We start from the raw sequence: 15,809 nt of genomic DNA, 5'->3' as shown, positions 1-15,809 counted from the left end.
TCATCTCTTTTCAAAAGAAGTTTAGTTCGTCTGTTTCACATCGAATTGTTCGCTTAGAATATCTTTCAAAACAGTGGCACTGTGATTCAGTTTCCCTTGTTCTTCTTCATTCAGGTTGATTTCCATCACATTACGGATCCCCGTGCGGTTGAGGACAGCTGGAACACCGATATACACGTCATCCACATTGTATTCCCCGTTCAAGTATGCACTGACGGTCATGATGCTGTTTTCGTTGTATAGGATCGCTTTCGTAATGCGGGTCAGACCCATCGCTATGCCGTAATAGGTGGCTCCTTTTTTCTCAATGATCTGATAGGCGGCATCGCGGACATTCACGAAAATTTCGTCGAGATCTTCTTTTGTATAGTTTTCGTGACGTTCGATCAATTCAAGGACTGGAACACCGCCGATGGTCGCGTGGCTCCATACAGGAAGTTCTGTATCGCCGTGTTCGCCGATAATGTTTGCGTGCACGCTGGATGGAGAAACATCGAAGTACTCTCCAAGCAGGTAACGGAACCGGCCGGAATCCAGGATCGTCCCACTTCCAATCACTCGTTCTTTAGGGAGGCCGCTGAATTTCCATGTGGCATAGGTGAGCACATCCACCGGATTGGTGGCCACAAGGAAAATGCCGTCAAATCCGTTGGCCATCACGTCATCTACGATGGATTTGAAAATGACCAGGTTCTTTTTGACGAGGTCGAGACGTGTTTCGCCAGGCTTTTGGTTCGCGCCTGCACAGATGCAGACGATGTCGGCATCACGGCAGTCTTCATACGTTCCATACCATGTTTTCGTCGGATTCGGGGCAAATACTTTTCCGTGGTTCAAATCCATCGCATCGCCCATCGCTTTGTCTTCATTCAGGTCAATGATCACGAATTCCTCGGCTACCGCCTGGTTCAACATCGCAAAAGCGTAGCTGCTTCCGACGGATCCTGCTCCAATTAAAGCGACACGGTTTACATTTTGTTTTGGCATATGAATTCCTCCCTAAAGATAATGAACAAGTTATTGTGAATCATTTCACATTTATATTGTGCAATATTTCCAACATGAAATCAATGAGTTTTGTGAAATAATTCACAATAGGCTTGTCCTGTTTTCATTAAAGCGTTTTCCTGTTCAAAAGTTGGACATATTTGTGTGAGGTCTTGGAGGGAAAGGGAGAGATGTTCCACCCTGCTTCCTATTATAAATGGAAGCAGGGTGGAAAACTATTGAATGGGTGTAAAATGGGCAGATGTGGTCAGTTCGATTTCGTCGCCTTCCAACGCCTCAAAGATATATTCGCTCTCATAGAAGCTTCCACTTCCAATCATGATATTGACTTTAGCTCCTTCATTCACAAAGAAGTTGCCGTTCCCATTCGGGGTTACTTTGTAGCGGGCGGCAGGAATGTCTTTCCCTACAGTGAAGAATCCGGCGGAGAGCGTTTTCGGTTCTTCTTTTAATTCAATGATTTTTCCGGTTACGATGGCCAGTTCTTCCTTCTTCGTATCTATTTCCGCTTCAACAGCATCCAATTCACTGTCCTTGGATTTCTTTGATTCTTCCAGCTTCTTGAGATCTGCCTGAAGTGTATCTTTTTCCGCCACCAGAGCTTCAGCCTCACTTAAATCCTTTTCCAATGCCTTGACCTGTTCATTTATTTCCTCTTTTTTCTCGTCGAGGAGCTCAACATCCTTCTCTAAATCCTTCTGGTCGCCTTGTTTTTGGATGAACCTTTTTTCAACTTTTTCTATTTCCATTGTTACTTCTTCGTACTTCAGCTTTTCTTCATTTAAAGAAATGGTACGGGTGTAGGAACCGATGAAAAATGCAGTAAAGAATATCACCAACGCAGCAGCCGTATGGATCCAGAACATTTTCCTCTTGAAAAATACCGGTTTTTGATCTTCTGTCATTCCATCATTCCTCCCAGAGTATCGTAAGACCACTATATAGGCCGAAAGAGGGGAATATGACCATCTCCTTCCTGGAATCTGTGCTAGGATGAATAATAAGAAGAACGACGGAGAGGGGAATGGGAATGCTGATCCCAAGAGAGGTAGCTCAATCGATTGTTCAGGAAACCGAACCGATCATGAACAAAAATATCAACTTCATGGATGAAAAGGCGAAAATCATCGCCAGTCTTGATAAAAAGCGGATCGGTGATTTTCACGAGGGGGCAGCCAAAGTGCTGGAAACCGGCCATACGTTAGTCATATCGTCGAAAGAAACGTATGAAGGAGCGAAAGCCGGGATCAATCTTCCTGTCCGTCTGCATAAACAGATCGTCGGGGTGATCGGGATCACCGGTGAACCGGAGGAGCTCAGCCAGCAGGGCGCGCTGCTTCAAAAAATGACGGAAATCCTCATTAAGGAAGCGTATCTTGATGAGCAGGTGGAGCTGGAGACGCAGGCAAGGGAAACGTTTGTGAACGAATGGATCCGCAATCAGTATCAGGATGAAAAGCTGTTTGCGACAAGGGGATGGATGTTCGGCATCAACATTTATAAACCCCGGGTGGCTGTGCTGCTGGAGCTCAGCGGTTTTCAGGATTACTGGTATGACAAATTGGGATCCCCTCTCGGAGATGTCAATGATGAAGTGCAGATGCAGCGGTACCGGAGAAACGTAGAAAAGCTGATCCACCGCCACTTTCCGGACTACAATGAACATGTACTGATCCCGGATGGCAGTTCCCGCTATATGATCCTGCTGTCTGTGAACGAACATAAAGATCCGCTCTACCAAAAAGCAAGAGTCAATGCACGGGTACGGGAAATCCAGGAAGCGCTGCTGAAGACGTATGAACAGGAGAGCTCTGGCGGTGTCGGCAGCCTGTGCCGGACCCCCGGTGCGATGTGGAAATCGGTGGAAGAGGCCGACCGTGCGCTCCGCTATGCATCTGATCACCATCAACCGCTTTATTTCTATGAAGATTTAGGCGTGGAGTCACTCATGTATGATGTGCCTGAATCCGTACGTCGTGATTTCATTATAAGAAAGCTCCAGCCCGAAGACCTCGGGTCCATTCCAGACTGGCAGCATACCCTGGAGACATTTTATCAACAAAAGGGTTCGATTAAAGCGACCTCAGAGGTACTTCACATTCATAAAAACACGCTTCAGTACCGGTTGAAGAAAATTAAGGATGTGACCGGTTACGATCCCCGTGATATCAATGATTCGACATTACTGCAGATGGCGCTTGCCTTCCATAAAATCACCTGAAAGAGAAGCGGATTGAGCTTCTCTTTTGTTCTATATACCAAAACAAATCCGTGAAAACGTTTGTATTATTGGTGTTTGTAACATGGAAAGCATCCCTTATTTCCCTTATGATAGCGTTAACATCATTTTTGGAGGGGACAAAATGACTCAAACGGCTGTCGATCAAATTAAACAGAACCTTTATGACGTATATGGAAAGGGAAAAGGAGAGCGTCTTTACAGGAAAACGCTTGATATTATAGATAATTATAAGCAGAAGCCCCAGGCGAAGGACTGGGTGGATGAACGCGATGTGATGCTGATTACGTACGGAGACTCCATCAAGCAGGAGGGGGAAAATCCGCTCACAACGCTGAAACAGTTTCTGCAGGAGTATGTCGGGCAGACCATCAATTCCGTACACATTCTCCCGTTTTACCCGTTCACATCGGATGACGGTTTTTCTGTCCAGGATTATCTGGAGGTCAACCCGGAGCTTGGTGACTGGGATAATGTGCACGAATTGTCCGAGGATTACGACTTGATGTTTGATGCGGTCATCAACCACATTTCAAGAAAAAGTAATTGGTTCCAAAATTACCTAAAAGGGGAAGAGGAATACCAGGATTACTTTGTGGAATCCGATCCTTCGCTTGATTATAGTTCGGTTGTCCGTCCGCGGGCTCTACCACTCTTAACAAAAGTGGAGCACGCCGAAGGGGCAAAATATGTCTGGACCACGTTCAGTGATGATCAGATCGATTTGAATTATGAGAGTGAGGCGTTATTCGCAGAAGTGCTTCAAATTCTTGCCGCATACGTCCAGCATGGCGCGCGCTATCTGCGTCTGGATGCGATCGGCTTTTTGTGGAAGCAGCTTGGCACAACGAGCATCCACCTTGAGGAAACGCACAAAATCGTTCAAGTGATGCGCCACGTCCTGGAGGAAATTTCCCCGGGTACAATCGTGATTACGGAAACCAATGTGCCGCACAAAGATAACATCAGCTACTTCGGGAGCGGACACAATGAAGCGCACATGGTCTATCAATTCCCACTGCCGCCATTGACACTGCACTCGTTTGTTTCCGGAAATGCCCGCCATCTTTCCGAGTGGGCTGATGCGTTGGAAGACACGAGCGATCATACGTCATTCTTCAATTTCCTGGCTTCCCACGACGGCGTCGGACTCCGTCCTGTGGAAGGGATTTTAAATGAAGGGGAAGTACAGAGTCTTGCTGATCGTGCGAAGGAACAGGGAGGATTCGTTTCCTACAAAGATAATGGAGACGGTACAAAGAGTCCATATGAACTGAATATCAACTATTTAAGTGCATTGACGAAGCCGGAAGAGACGCCTCACGATGCGGTCGACCGTTTCCTTGCTGCGCAGACGATCCTTCTTTCTGTCAAAGGTGTTCCCGGCATTTACGTGCACAGTCTGCTCGGGTCACTGAATGACTTGGCAGGAGTCGAAGCGACAGGAAGGAACCGTTCCATTAATCGTGAGAAGCTGGAGGCAGACAAGCTTAAGAAAGACCTCGATACGGAAGGAACTTTGCGAAACCGGGTATTTACGACGTTTATGGACAGAATCGAACTTCGCAAACAGCAGAAAGCCTTCCACCCGAACGCCAAGCAGGAAGTGCTGTTCCTGGATGACCGGTTGTTTACAATCGTCCGCGGTGGTGAACTTGTTTCGATTGTTAACGTCTCTGAAGAAGCTGTGGAAGTGGATACGGAAGAGTTTCAGGCTCCATTGCAGTCAGAAGCGTTTGTTGATGCTTTAAGCGGAGTGTCCTACACGACGGAAGAAAAAATAACGGTCCAGCCTTACGGAGCGCTGTGGCTGAAGGCGGGAGAACAATGAAAATCATTGTAGCGCCGGATTCTTTTAAAGGATCGATGAGCAGTGCAGAAGCCTGCGAAGCGGTGAAGCAGGGACTTAAAGCAAGTGACTCTACGGTTGATGTTCAGTCCATTCCGATGGCGGACGGTGGTGAAGGGACCGTTGAAGCTTTGATGCAGATGTTTGACGGGGAACTGATTGAAGAGACGGTTCATGATCCATTAGGAAGAAAAATAACCGCCTCTTATGGATGGATTCCGGAGGAGCGGATGGCTGTGATTGAAACAGCTTCCGCTTCCGGTCTTCCTCTTTTGAATGACGAAGAAAAGAACCCTCTTCAAGCGTCCACCTACGGGACCGGGGAACTGGCGAAGGCGGCGATTGAAAAAGGAGCAGAAACGATCATCCTCGGCCTTGGCGGCAGTGCCACCGTTGATGCCGGAAGCGGATTTTTCCAGGCGTTAGGCGTTCAGTATGTCGATGAGGACGGAAATGAGCTGGACATGAATGGCAGGGAGCTTGGAAAAGTAGCGGACGTCAAGACAGACGCCTTCAAGCAGAGGGTGAAAGGTGTGGAATGGCGGATTGCCTCAGATGTCTCCAACCCGCTGCTTGGAAAAGAAGGAGCGGTGATGATTTTCGGCCCGCAGAAAGGTGCAGACGAATCGTGCCTGGCCGAACTCGAGGACGGCATGACGAGGTATGCAGCTGTGATCGAACAGCACACCGGAAGGATCGTCCGTGAAAAGGATGGGAGCGGTGCGGCCGGAGGCTTCGGTTTTTCTTTATTCAGTTTGCTGGATGATTACCATGTGGAGAGCGGCTTTGAAATGATTGCTGAACTCGGAAAGCTGGAAGAGCAGATTGCCGGAGCGGATCTTGTGATCACCGGAGAAGGGAAAGTCGATGCCCAGTCGCTGTACGGCAAAGGGCCGATCGGTCTTTCGAGACTGGCGAAAAAGCATCATGTGCCGTGTGTCGCTTTTGCCGGCATGATGGAAGGAGACTTGTCCGAAGCAGAGAAGGAAGGGCTTCTGGCCGTGCTTCCGATCGTCGACAAACCGATGACACTAAAGGAAGCTGTCAGACAGGGACCTGAACTGTTGAAGCAGGCGGCCCGCCGGTTTATGGATGTCTATACGTTAGATCAACGAAATGGGGAGAGGACAAAATGAGCAGTTTTACAGTCATTGATTACATCATTTTTGTCGTATATGTACTTGGAACCGCTTTTATCGGAGCGGCCTTCGGAAAAAACCAGAAGTCGACAAAAGATTATTTTCTTGGTGGGAGAAGCATCCCGTGGTGGGCGATCGGTCTGTCGGTCATGGCGACTCAGGCCAGTGCCATCACGTTTATCGGGGCCCCGGGATGGGGCTATGACGGAGGGCTGACGCGGATCATCACGTTCATCAACGTGCCGCTTGCCATGGCCTTCCTCATTGCGACGATCGTTCCGTTCTTCTATAAAACGGAAGTCTATACGGCCTATGAATATCTGGAACGCCGGTTTGATGTGAAAACGCGTACATTAACAGCTGGATTGTTCCTGATTGCCCGTGGTCTTGCTACAGGGGTCGTCCTGTATGCGCCGGCGCTTGTGTTGTCGGTCATTACTGGTGTTGACGTCAACATCATGATCATCCTCATGGCCGTAATCGCTGTTTCCTATACCGTCCTTGGCGGTATCAGCGCCGTCATCTGGACGGACGTCATTCAGATGGTCGTTCTCTGGATCGGTGCGGGGCTGAGTGTCTTCATCATCTTCCAGGATGTTCCCGGCGGATGGGGAGAAGTCATGTCGACAGCGTCCCAGACGGGCATGCTTGAGTCGATCGATTTCTCTACAGATTTGAGTGTGGAATACAGCATATGGGCCGGAGTGATCGGTGGTTTCTTCCTGCATGCGGCCTATTTTGGTACCGATCAAAGTCAGATCCAGCGTGTGCTGACGAGTAAATCGATTCGTGAAAGTAAGCTGTCTCTTGTACTTAGTGGTGTCCTGTTGATTCCACAGATGCTGTTGTTCCTGCTCATTGGTGTACTGTTGTACATTTTCTATCAATATGCTGGAGATCCGAACATCAATAACCTGAACGAATTGTTCCCGCGTTTTGTTGTGAATGAGCTTCCGGTCGGTATTTCCGGATTGATCATTGCCGGAGTATTCGCTGCAGCGATGTCCAGCCTGGACTCTGCGCTGAACTCCTTGTCTGCTGTATCTGTGCGTGACTTTTACAGCAAATTCATGAAGAAAAACCAGTCCGAAGAACATTACTTGAAAGCGTCCCGTTATGCAACGGTATTCTGGGGCATTTATGCAACGATCTTCGCCTTCTTTGCCGGCAACCTCGGACCGGTAATTGAAGCGGTCAACCAGATTGGTTCCTACTTCTACGGAGCCCTGCTCGGTGTGTTCATCCTTGCGATCTTTACGAAGCGTGTCAATGGAACAGGCGCCTTTGCCGGTGTCATTGCCGGAATGCTTGCCGTCTGGGCCGTGAACGCTTTTGCGGACATTTCCTGGCTGTACAATAACCTTGTCGGTGCGGTAATCGCAGTTGCGGCCGGGTATGCCGTCAGCCTGTTATCGAAAGCGCCTCCAAAGGAAAAGCTGGAAGGACTGACGATCGATCGGACAAAGAAAAACGTCCAGGAAACCCTGCAGGGACGGGCGGAAGCAGCCGCAGCCGTCGAGGAAATCGAGGAAGAGAAGAAAACGAAAAAATGGCCGATCTATCTTGTGGTATATTTCTTCGTCGTCTTTGCCTTCCTGATGTATCTGCAGAATTTATAAGGAGGACAATCCATGACTCACTACCTTCAACCTGTCATTGAAAAAGAGGAAGCCGTCAAAAAAATGGCCGGGCAGCTTCACACCGGCATATGGAAGAAACTCAGAAACACGAAACAGCTGACATCCATGGAGCAGGTATACATCCCCTTTTACTGCTTTGATTATAAGGCGGTCACTCACTCGCTTCCAGACGGTCTGGAAGGACGGATGGCAATCGAACCGTTAAGCCGCATGAGTGCTATTCTGCCTGTTGATCTTCCAGTGGAAGAAAGCAGCCAAAGCTTCTGGCGAGTGCAGGGGGATGTGTCGAAGCAGGAAGCACGTGAAGTGCTGTACTGGGAAATGTTCTCGAAAGAAAAGCGCCGTGAGAAAATTCATGTGGAAATCGTGAACCGCTTTGTCGTCTACGTTCCGTACTGGCTCGGTTATGTCAAAGATGGAAAAGGCTACGATGTGCTGGCTCTGGATGGGTTGAACGGGAAAGTGGATGTTCCGATTAAAGATACAGTGTTGAGCTATGTGTGTGCACAAGATGAAGTGAATTTGGGGTGAAGGAAAGGCAGCTCATGCAGAGCTGCCTTTTGTTTTCATTCTTTGGTTTGGATGTACTCTTGGACAACTTCATAGACGTAGTCCTGGTTGGATGCGGCGGTTTCTGGATTGTATTCGCCGCCGTTGGTTTTATTGTTGGAAAGGATGCGGATGCCGAGGTACGGGGTATCATACGCTTTGGCGATCTGTGCACCGGCGGCTCCTTCCATTTCTTCTACGCTGGATTCGAAGTTTTCGTGGAACCATTGAATGCGGTCGACTTCATTGTTCCAGACATCTGCGGAACCAATGGTACCTTCCACGACTTTCCCTTCCGTGTGCGTTTCCTTGACTGCTTTGGCTGCTTCCAGGAGGCCTTTGTCTCCTTCAAAGTAGCGGATGTTTTCAGCTTCTGGATCTTCCCCGGCACTTCCTTCAGATGCCATCAAGTCCATCGGAATCCATTCCTTCGGTGCGATGCCTTCTCCTTCTGCACGGTTCCCTGTCTTCAAGGAACCGAGGTTGACCGTGCGCTCTCCAAGGACGATATCAAAAACATTCAATTCCGGATCGTGCCCGCCGGATGTGCCCTGATTGATGATGGCTGCCGGGTTGAACTTTTCGATGGCCAAGGCCGTTGCAGCCGCTGTATTTTCCATGCCTTTGCCTGTTTTCATGACGATGACAGGATAGTCATCCACCGTTCCTTTATAAAAAACAAACGTACCGGATTCTTCCTCTTCTACGTTTTCAAGGCGTTCCGCAAAGTTCTCCGCTTCTATCGGCATCGGCCCCTGGATAAGGATGGGCTGCTGTGTTTCTTCTTCTGCGCTGGTTTCTGCATCTGATTCATTGCTGCTGCACCCTGCTAATAAAAGGATGGAAAGAAGTGCAAATGTAAGTGTGCGTGCGAGATAAGACATATGTGAAAGCTCCTTTGATGTTGTTATCCACCTTAACGCCGCCTCAATATAAAAATGCCTGAAAGTAGAAAATGGGTCCTACCTTCAGACATTAAAGTTCACATATACAACAGGACTGTGCCAATGGGGACACAGATGTACACATGTAACTCGTAGTCCGGTTCTTAAATGGGAACCAGGTAGAGACGCTCAGACCGTATTACTGAAAATATACGAGTACGCTATGAAGTTGGATACGGGTTTACTATAACAGAGGACATCTTCTTGCACAACCTAATAAACGAACATTATTTTAATCATATTAAAAATTGTTCGTTTATTCATTCGTTTAAGTAGTATTACAGCTTTATTGGGATTTGTAATGATTTTTTTATTGGTTTGAAGGTTTTTATATAAAGATAGAGGGAAAACTTTAATGTGGATAATATTACCTTTTATAAAGTTATTCTGAACGAAAGGGGATGGAAATGTGCCGACACTTTTACTCACTGGTTTCGAACCGTTTCTCAACTTTCCAATCAATCCAACTGAACAAATCGTAAATCAGCTTCATGGCCGCCGGATCAACGGATATCACGTTGAGGGACGTATTCTCTCTGTCGATTATCATACGTCCGGAGAGGAAGTTCTATCTCATATCGAAGATGTCCAGCCGGATCTGGTCATATCCCTCGGACTGGCAGCAGGAAGGCATACCATCACTCCGGAGCGGATTGCAGTCAACTGTAATGAGAGCAGGGAAAGAGATAATAAAGGAAACATGCCGGACGGGGAACCGATTCATGAGGGAGGACCTGATGGCCTGTTTTCATCGCTGCCGATTCATAGATTTGTGGAAGTTCTCCATGATAGGGGATATCCCGCGGAAATTTCGAACACGGCTGGGACGTATCTATGTAATCATGTGATGTATCAGGTGCTCTATCATTTTCAAAAGAAAGGAGAACAGGTTCCTGCCGGGTTCATTCACCTCCCTGCCTCACACGAACTGGCTGTACAGCACGGGAAGCTTCCGAGCTGGCCGCAGCGGGATTTAACGGAAGCGGTCGAATGCGTCATTCAATCGATAGACTCCTAGTTGAAAAGAGGGGGATGCTTCTTTCCTGCCAAAGAAGCATCCCCCTTTTAGAGGAAAAAAAGAAGGTTCAGATCCTTTTTTGTCAGGATGGTTTATGTAAAATCAATACAGGAGATAGACAAGTACTGTTGATGACAGGAGGGAAGGGAAATGACGCTGCGGCGTTCTTTATTTTTCGTATTGTGGATGCTTTTTATCTTATACGCCGTCTTCATAGCTCCGGATGGGAACGAAGGTTATCTTACCCAGCTGATCCAAATGAATGATCCTGATCCGATGCTCCTTATGGTGTTCAGCTTTTTAGGGATTTACCCGATCACTTTTGCGGCTTTTCTACTTGGGGAGGATGACGACCGCGTACCTGTATGGCCTTTCGTCATCGGCTCCTTTATGCTGGGGGCTTTTGCTTTGATGCCTTATTTTTTCTTAGCCGGAAGGGGATCAGATCGAAAGGTAAGAACGCCCGCCTGGGTGGTAAAGGTGCTTCGTTCAAAGGTTCTCCTCGTAGTAATGACTCTTGGAACAGCAGCTCTTTTCTTCTACGGAGTTATTCTGGGCAGTCCGGCTGCATACGGAAACGCCTTTCAAGTGTCACAGTTTGTTCATGTGATGACGGTTGATTTCTTCGTCTTGACCGTACTGGCTGTGTACGTTATCTACTGGCGGGAGCGGAAGTATGGCAGGGAGAATCAGCGACATTGGATGGGATGTATTCCTATTATAGGGTTGCTGGCTTATTTGGTAAGCGTCCGTTTATATGAAAAATAAAGCTGTTCCTCTATTAAGAGGGACAGCTTTATTATTGAATTTTCTAATAATTATTGATATGAAGGAAAAAGTACGGTAGATTAATAGAAACGAAGGAAAAACTTCACACATTCTTAGAAAGGAGGAGGAAGATGGAGGAACCGATCCTTCAGACCATTAAGACGTATTATCCCTCTTTATCTCAGGGCCAGAAAAAAGTGGCTTCTTATTTGATTGAGCATAAAGAGGAAGGAGCCATTATAACTGCGTCACAGCTGGGGCGGAATGTCGGCGTCAGCGAAACGACGGTCATCCGTCTGGCCAATGTGCTTGGGTTCCGCGGGTATTCCCATATGCAGGACGCCATCCGCTCCAACTGGCTTCAGTCCTCTCAGTCTTCTCCGATGTCAGGGCAGGTAAAGGAAGAAGACCGGTTTTATCAAGTGGCGGAACAGGAAAAGAAAGTGTTTGCTCATATGATGGATCAGCTGAATCCGGAGGAAATCCTGCATGCAGCGGAGGTCATGATGAAAGCGGACCGGGTATTCATCGGGGGCTTCGGAGGTTCTTATGCGGCCGGGTATTGGTTTTACTACGCGCTGAGACAGCTGAGAGACCGCGTGTCCCTTTTCAGCGCTGAGGGACTGCTCCCTGAGGAAATGATAGATATCGATCAACGGTCCGCGGTCGTCATTTTTTCTTTCCCGAGGTATCGGATAGAAGGAAAAGAGCTGTCAGACGCTGCCGGGAAAGCCGGCGCATCCATCATCGCCTTCACAGATAAGCCTTTGTCACCGGTTGGCAGGGAAGCGGATGTGACGATTACGACAGAAGAGCGGATGGAGACGGACTATCATTCTATTGCGGGGGCCGTCAGCGTTTCTGAAATGGTTATCCAGACGGCAGCGGACAAGTACTCGGAACAGGTGAAAGCGAGGCAGCAGAAAATTGAACTGATGTATGCAGAGCGGGGGATGTTTTTAGAGTAGGGACCTATAAAAAAAGGAGTGGGGATTATGCAGGGAGAGTTTCAGACGTCGAATGTTACAGAGAAAACCTATACGAAGAAGGATTACTGGAAATTTATACTGCCGTCATTATTCGGTCTTTTATTTTTTATCGTTCCTATTCGTACAGAATCAGGCATGACTGTTCCGGTAGCCTATTTTGCCAACAGCATCAACGGTGCTCTTGGTGCATATATACCAGCTTTTACCGTAGCGGTCATCACGCTTTCTGTTTTAGGTTCCATCCTGGCCAGAGGAATGAAGCCTGGCTGGATCATGAATTCTGCGTATATGAAAAATCTCTTCTATGTAAGTAACAACTGGCTCGTCACCCGGACAGCCGGGATGGTCTTCGGGTGGATGGTGCTGTTTGCTTTCGGTCCTGATTTTCTTGTATCGGATGTGACCGGTGGACTGCTCCTGAATGATCTGCTGCCTGTGTTGTTCACAACGTTTCTTCTGGCAGGATTCCTTCTGCCACTGCTTCTCAATTTTGGCCTGCTTGAATTCGTCGGGGCTCTGTTGATGAAAGTGATGCGCCCGTCTTTTACACTTCCGGGACGATCCTCGCTGGACTGTCTGGCTTCATGGGTGGGGGATGGAACGATCGGAGTGCTGCTGACTTCTAAACAGTACGAAGAAGGCTATTACACGAAGCGGGAGTCCGCCGTTGTAGCGACCACGTTTTCAATAGTTTCCATCACGTTTACGATTGTGGTCATCACTTATTTGAACATGGAGGCGTACTTCCTGCCTTATTATGCAACGATTATCATTGCCGGTCTGGCCGCTGCGATTATCATGCCGCGGATTCCACCGCTTTCAAGAAAATCGGATGATACGTACGAAGGCGCCGAACGAAGAACAGAGGAGCTGATTCCGTCCGGTGTATCTGTTGTCACATGGGGGAAAGGCCAGGCCCTTGAAAAAGCACGCCACAGTGGCGGGGCGAAGGCAACGATGAAAGAAGGACTGCAAAACGTGCTGGATATGTGGATCGGTGTCATGCCGGTCGTCATGGCTATCGGTACGGCAGCTGTTGTCATTGCCGAATTCACCTCTTTCTTCACGATCATCGGCAAGCCGTTTGAATGGCTGCTTGTAGCGATGCAGGTGCCGGAAGCGTCGGCAGCCGGCCAGACGATGGTCGTCGGGTTTGCTGATATGTTCCTTCCGGCTGTTATTGGAAGCGGCATTGAAAGTGAAATGACCCGGTTCATCATCGCCTCTGTTTCTGTCACCCAGCTTGTCTACATGTCGGAAATGGGCGGACTTCTGCTTGGGTCGAAGCTTCCGGTAAGCTTCAAAGATCTTGTTTTCATTTTTTTATTGCGTACCATCATTACACTGCCGATTGTTGTCGGTATAGCCCATCTCATTTTCTAAGGGGGAATGCATCGTGAATCAGCACCAGGATGACCTGATACAAACATACGAAGCGCTCCACGCGCTTGCGGAACCGAGCGGAAAAGAAGAAAAAACCTCCCATTATTTACAGAGCCGTCTGAAGGATGCCGGCTATCAAGTGCACAGCTTCGCCCGCCACTATGGATTTTACGTGGATTATCCGGGGGAGACAGAGGAAGTCATTGCGTTGAGGGCGGATATGGATGCGCTCGTTCAGGAGGTGGACGGGGAAGTGCGTCCGAATCACTCGTGTGGTCATGACGGCCATAGTACGATGGTGCTCCATACCGCATTAAAGCTTATGGAATCCGGTGAAAAGCCACATCATACGGTCCGATTCATCTTCCAGCCCGCGGAAGAAACGGCAGCCGGGGCGTTGCAGATGATGGAAAGCGGAGCCCTTGCGAATGTGAAATTCTTAGGCGGTATCCATCTGCGTCCGGAACAGGAAGTACCTGACGGCAAGGCCGCACCCGTGATTCTGCACGGGGCGATTATTACATTGAAGCTGACGATTAAAGGAGTACCCGCTCATGCTGCCCGTCCGGAACTCGCCAGAAACCCGATCGAAGCTGCGGGCCGCTTGATGGCTTCGTTAAAAGCTGTACATGTGGATACCGGCTATTCCTTGAAGCCGACAGAACTGCATTCCGGCGAAGCAGCGAACCTCATTCCGGAAACGGCGAGAATGACGTTCGATATCCGCTCCGTGTCCAACGACGGGCTGCAGCAGCTCATCGACCAGACGAAGGAAATCATCCAACAGATCGAGCAGGAAACAGGAACAGCAATCGGGAGCGAATGGGTGGAATTCTCGCCTGCCGCTGTCCCAAACGATAAGGCTGCAGGGCTGGCTGAACATGCGGTGGTGGAAGCCTGTTCCAAGGATGCTTTGGCACCGCCGTGTGTTTCACCGGGAGCGGAGGACTTTCATTTTTATACCTTCCACAACAGTGGACTGTCTGCGACGATGATCGGACTTGGGTGCGGGCTTACTCCAGGACTGCATCATCCAGCGATGAACTTTAACAAAAAGGCTCTGATTACCGGCCGGGATATTTTATATGAAATGCTGCGTCTGGCCGATCAAGTAGACTGGAAGGAGGGAACTCCGTGAATATCGAAAAAGTGATTCTCCGTCAGATTAAGATGGATCTTCTGCATCCATTTACGACCAGTGTCGGTACTGAATATGATAAGGACGTCATTCTTGTGGAAGTCCAGTCTGCCAACGGTCATTCCGGCTGGGCGGAGTCCGTATCCATCAACGAGCCGATTTATAATGAAGAAACGATTGATACCAACTGGCCGATGCTTCGGAAGTTTCTCCTGCCCGAACTGCTGGAAGCACCGATCGGTCATCCGAGTGAAGTTTCAGAGCGCTTTCAGTCCATACGGGGCCAATTCAACGCAAAAGCTGCTGTGGAGCAGGCGGTCTGGGACTTATACGCCAAGGAACAGGGACGTCCACTGGCCGAAGTGCTCGGTGGAACGAAAACGTCCATTGATGTGGGCGTCAGCATCGGAATTACGGAAAGTAAAGACGCCCTGCTTGAAAAAATAGCCGGCTATGTGAAGGAAGGATACAAGCGGATCAAAGTGAAAATCAAGCCCGGCTGGGATGTAGAGCTGCTTCGCGCAGTCCGGCACCGGTTTCCTGATCTTGAAATGATGGCGGACGCCAACTGCGCCTACACGCTCGATGACATTCCCCGTCTGAAGCAGCTGGATGATCTGAACCTGATGATGATTGAACAGCCGCTGGCTCATGACGATATCATTGATCATGCGGAACTGCAGAAGCATTTGAATACACCGGTCTGTCTCGATGAGAGCCTGCACTCCTATGATGATGTCCGGAAAGCGATTGAGCTTGGCAGCTGCAGGATCGTCAATTTGAAGATCGGCCGTGTTGGAGGCCTGCAGGAAACGCTGAAGATTCATAAGCTCTGCCAGGACCACCATATTCCGATGTGGTGCGGCGGCATGCTGGAAACCGGCATCGGCCGGGCGCATAACATTGCTGTCACAGCCCTGCCTCAGTTCCTTTATCCAGGAGATACAGCTCCTTCCAATCATTATTGGGAGCGTGACATCATTCATCCGGAAGTGAGGATGGACCGCGGTGAAATGAAAGTTCCGGACCAGCCGGGCATCGGTTTTGAGCCCGATATCGACTATATTGAACAATTAACGAGCCATAAAGAAACGTTTACACCAAAGGAAATGACTGCCGACAGCACGATTGGAAAGCAGGGATAG

The 15,809-nt window shown here is 48.8% G+C and carries 14 protein-coding genes and 1 riboswitch; of the genes, 11 read left to right on the top strand and 3 right to left on the bottom strand.

Going from position 1 to position 15,809, the window contains the following annotated elements:
• Positions 1 to 21 precede the first annotated feature (21 nt).
• Together ACXAD6_RS15190 and ACXAD6_RS15185 are read right to left on the bottom strand one after the other, a co-directional pair.
• Positions 22 to 987, bottom strand: a complete 966-nt coding sequence (locus tag ACXAD6_RS15190; RefSeq protein WP_474969596.1) for an L-lactate dehydrogenase — start codon at positions 985 to 987, stop codon at positions 22 to 24.
• A gap of 236 nt (positions 988 to 1,223) precedes the next feature.
• Positions 1,224 to 1,913, bottom strand: a complete 690-nt coding sequence (locus tag ACXAD6_RS15185) for a hypothetical protein (RefSeq protein ID WP_160837903.1) — start codon at positions 1,911 to 1,913, stop codon at positions 1,224 to 1,226.
• A 125-nt stretch (positions 1,914 to 2,038) separates the two neighbouring features.
• Here ACXAD6_RS15185 and ACXAD6_RS15180 point away from each other — a divergent pair, with 125 nt between their 5' ends.
• The 5 genes from ACXAD6_RS15180 (at position 2,039) to ACXAD6_RS15160 (ending at position 8,406) form a co-directional block, all read left to right on the top strand.
• Positions 2,039 to 3,229 carry a CdaR family transcriptional regulator gene (locus ACXAD6_RS15180; protein WP_474969595.1) on the top strand — a complete coding sequence of 397 codons (1,191 nt, stop codon included), beginning with the start codon at positions 2,039 to 2,041 and terminating at the stop codon, positions 3,227 to 3,229.
• 142 nt (positions 3,230 to 3,371) lie between these two features.
• Positions 3,372 to 5,078: a sugar phosphorylase gene (locus tag ACXAD6_RS15175; protein WP_474969594.1), complete on the top strand. Its 1,707-nt coding sequence runs from the start codon at positions 3,372 to 3,374 to the stop codon at positions 5,076 to 5,078.
• Positions 5,075 to 6,232, top strand: coding sequence for a glycerate kinase (locus ACXAD6_RS15170; RefSeq protein ID WP_474969593.1), 1,158 nt, complete (start codon positions 5,075 to 5,077; stop codon positions 6,230 to 6,232). The genes ACXAD6_RS15175 and ACXAD6_RS15170 overlap by 4 nt, the downstream gene beginning before the upstream one ends.
• The gene (locus ACXAD6_RS15165; protein WP_474969592.1) at positions 6,229 to 7,854 is read left to right on the top strand and encodes a sodium:solute symporter family protein; all 1,626 of its coding nucleotides are present in this window, start codon (positions 6,229 to 6,231) and stop codon (positions 7,852 to 7,854) included. The genes ACXAD6_RS15170 and ACXAD6_RS15165 overlap by 4 nt, the downstream gene beginning before the upstream one ends.
• A gap of 12 nt (positions 7,855 to 7,866) precedes the next feature.
• Positions 7,867 to 8,406, top strand: coding sequence for a hypothetical protein (locus ACXAD6_RS15160; protein WP_474969591.1), 540 nt, complete (start codon positions 7,867 to 7,869; stop codon positions 8,404 to 8,406).
• Positions 8,407 to 8,441: 35 nt separating this feature from the next.
• Here ACXAD6_RS15160 and ACXAD6_RS15155 read toward each other — a convergent pair whose 3' ends face one another.
• Positions 8,442 to 9,308, bottom strand: coding sequence for a 5'-methylthioadenosine/S-adenosylhomocysteine nucleosidase (locus ACXAD6_RS15155; RefSeq protein ID WP_474969590.1), 867 nt, complete (start codon positions 9,306 to 9,308; stop codon positions 8,442 to 8,444).
• A 133-nt stretch (positions 9,309 to 9,441) separates the two neighbouring features.
• Positions 9,442 to 9,544: riboswitch (purine riboswitch) on the bottom strand.
• A 233-nt stretch (positions 9,545 to 9,777) separates the two neighbouring features.
• Here ACXAD6_RS15155 and ACXAD6_RS15150 point away from each other — a divergent pair.
• The 6 genes from ACXAD6_RS15150 (at position 9,778) to menC (ending at position 15,809) form a co-directional block, all read left to right on the top strand.
• Positions 9,778 to 10,386, top strand: coding sequence for a pyroglutamyl-peptidase I (locus ACXAD6_RS15150; protein ID WP_474969589.1), 609 nt, complete (start codon positions 9,778 to 9,780; stop codon positions 10,384 to 10,386).
• A gap of 150 nt (positions 10,387 to 10,536) precedes the next feature.
• Entirely contained in the window at positions 10,537 to 11,154 is a 618-nt protein-coding gene (locus ACXAD6_RS15145; RefSeq protein ID WP_474969588.1) for a hypothetical protein, read from the top strand.
• Positions 11,155 to 11,285: 131 nt separating this feature from the next.
• Positions 11,286 to 12,122, top strand: a complete 837-nt coding sequence (locus ACXAD6_RS15140; protein ID WP_474969587.1) for a MurR/RpiR family transcriptional regulator — start codon at positions 11,286 to 11,288, stop codon at positions 12,120 to 12,122.
• 27 nt (positions 12,123 to 12,149) lie between these two features.
• A complete protein-coding gene (locus ACXAD6_RS15135; protein ID WP_474969586.1) occupies positions 12,150 to 13,526 on the top strand; it encodes a YjiH family protein in 1,377 nt (458 codons plus the stop codon).
• Between the two features lie 13 nt (positions 13,527 to 13,539).
• Positions 13,540 to 14,664 carry an amidohydrolase gene (locus ACXAD6_RS15130; protein ID WP_474969585.1) on the top strand — a complete coding sequence of 375 codons (1,125 nt, stop codon included), beginning with the start codon at positions 13,540 to 13,542 and terminating at the stop codon, positions 14,662 to 14,664.
• Entirely contained in the window at positions 14,661 to 15,809 is a 1,149-nt protein-coding gene (gene menC / locus ACXAD6_RS15125) for an o-succinylbenzoate synthase (RefSeq protein WP_474969584.1), read from the top strand. Before ACXAD6_RS15130 ends, menC begins: the two co-directional genes overlap by 4 nt.

Source organism: Halobacillus sp. ABH2_015, from assembly GCF_056158945.1.
This window is presented reverse-complemented; position numbering and strand designations above follow the sequence as displayed.

What these genes read in the sequence shown, in the direction of transcription:
- ACXAD6_RS15190 (WP_474969596.1), bottom strand. Translation starts at nt 987, where the DNA reads ATGCCAAAACAAAATGTAAACCGTGTCGCTTTAATTGGAGCAGGATCC.
- ACXAD6_RS15185 (WP_160837903.1), bottom strand. Translation starts at nt 1,913, where the DNA reads ATGACAGAAGATCAAAAACCGGTATTTTTCAAGAGGAAAATGTTCTGG.
- ACXAD6_RS15180 (WP_474969595.1), top strand. Translation starts at nt 2,039, where the DNA reads ATGCTGATCCCAAGAGAGGTAGCTCAATCGATTGTTCAGGAAACCGAA.
- ACXAD6_RS15175 (WP_474969594.1), top strand. Translation starts at nt 3,372, where the DNA reads ATGACTCAAACGGCTGTCGATCAAATTAAACAGAACCTTTATGACGTA.
- ACXAD6_RS15170 (WP_474969593.1), top strand. Translation starts at nt 5,075, where the DNA reads ATGAAAATCATTGTAGCGCCGGATTCTTTTAAAGGATCGATGAGCAGT.
- ACXAD6_RS15165 (WP_474969592.1), top strand. Translation starts at nt 6,229, where the DNA reads ATGAGCAGTTTTACAGTCATTGATTACATCATTTTTGTCGTATATGTA.
- ACXAD6_RS15160 (WP_474969591.1), top strand. Translation starts at nt 7,867, where the DNA reads ATGACTCACTACCTTCAACCTGTCATTGAAAAAGAGGAAGCCGTCAAA.
- ACXAD6_RS15155 (WP_474969590.1), bottom strand. Translation starts at nt 9,308, where the DNA reads ATGTCTTATCTCGCACGCACACTTACATTTGCACTTCTTTCCATCCTT.
- ACXAD6_RS15145 (WP_474969588.1), top strand. Translation starts at nt 10,537, where the DNA reads ATGACGCTGCGGCGTTCTTTATTTTTCGTATTGTGGATGCTTTTTATC.
- ACXAD6_RS15140 (WP_474969587.1), top strand. Translation starts at nt 11,286, where the DNA reads ATGGAGGAACCGATCCTTCAGACCATTAAGACGTATTATCCCTCTTTA.
- ACXAD6_RS15135 (WP_474969586.1), top strand. Translation starts at nt 12,150, where the DNA reads ATGCAGGGAGAGTTTCAGACGTCGAATGTTACAGAGAAAACCTATACG.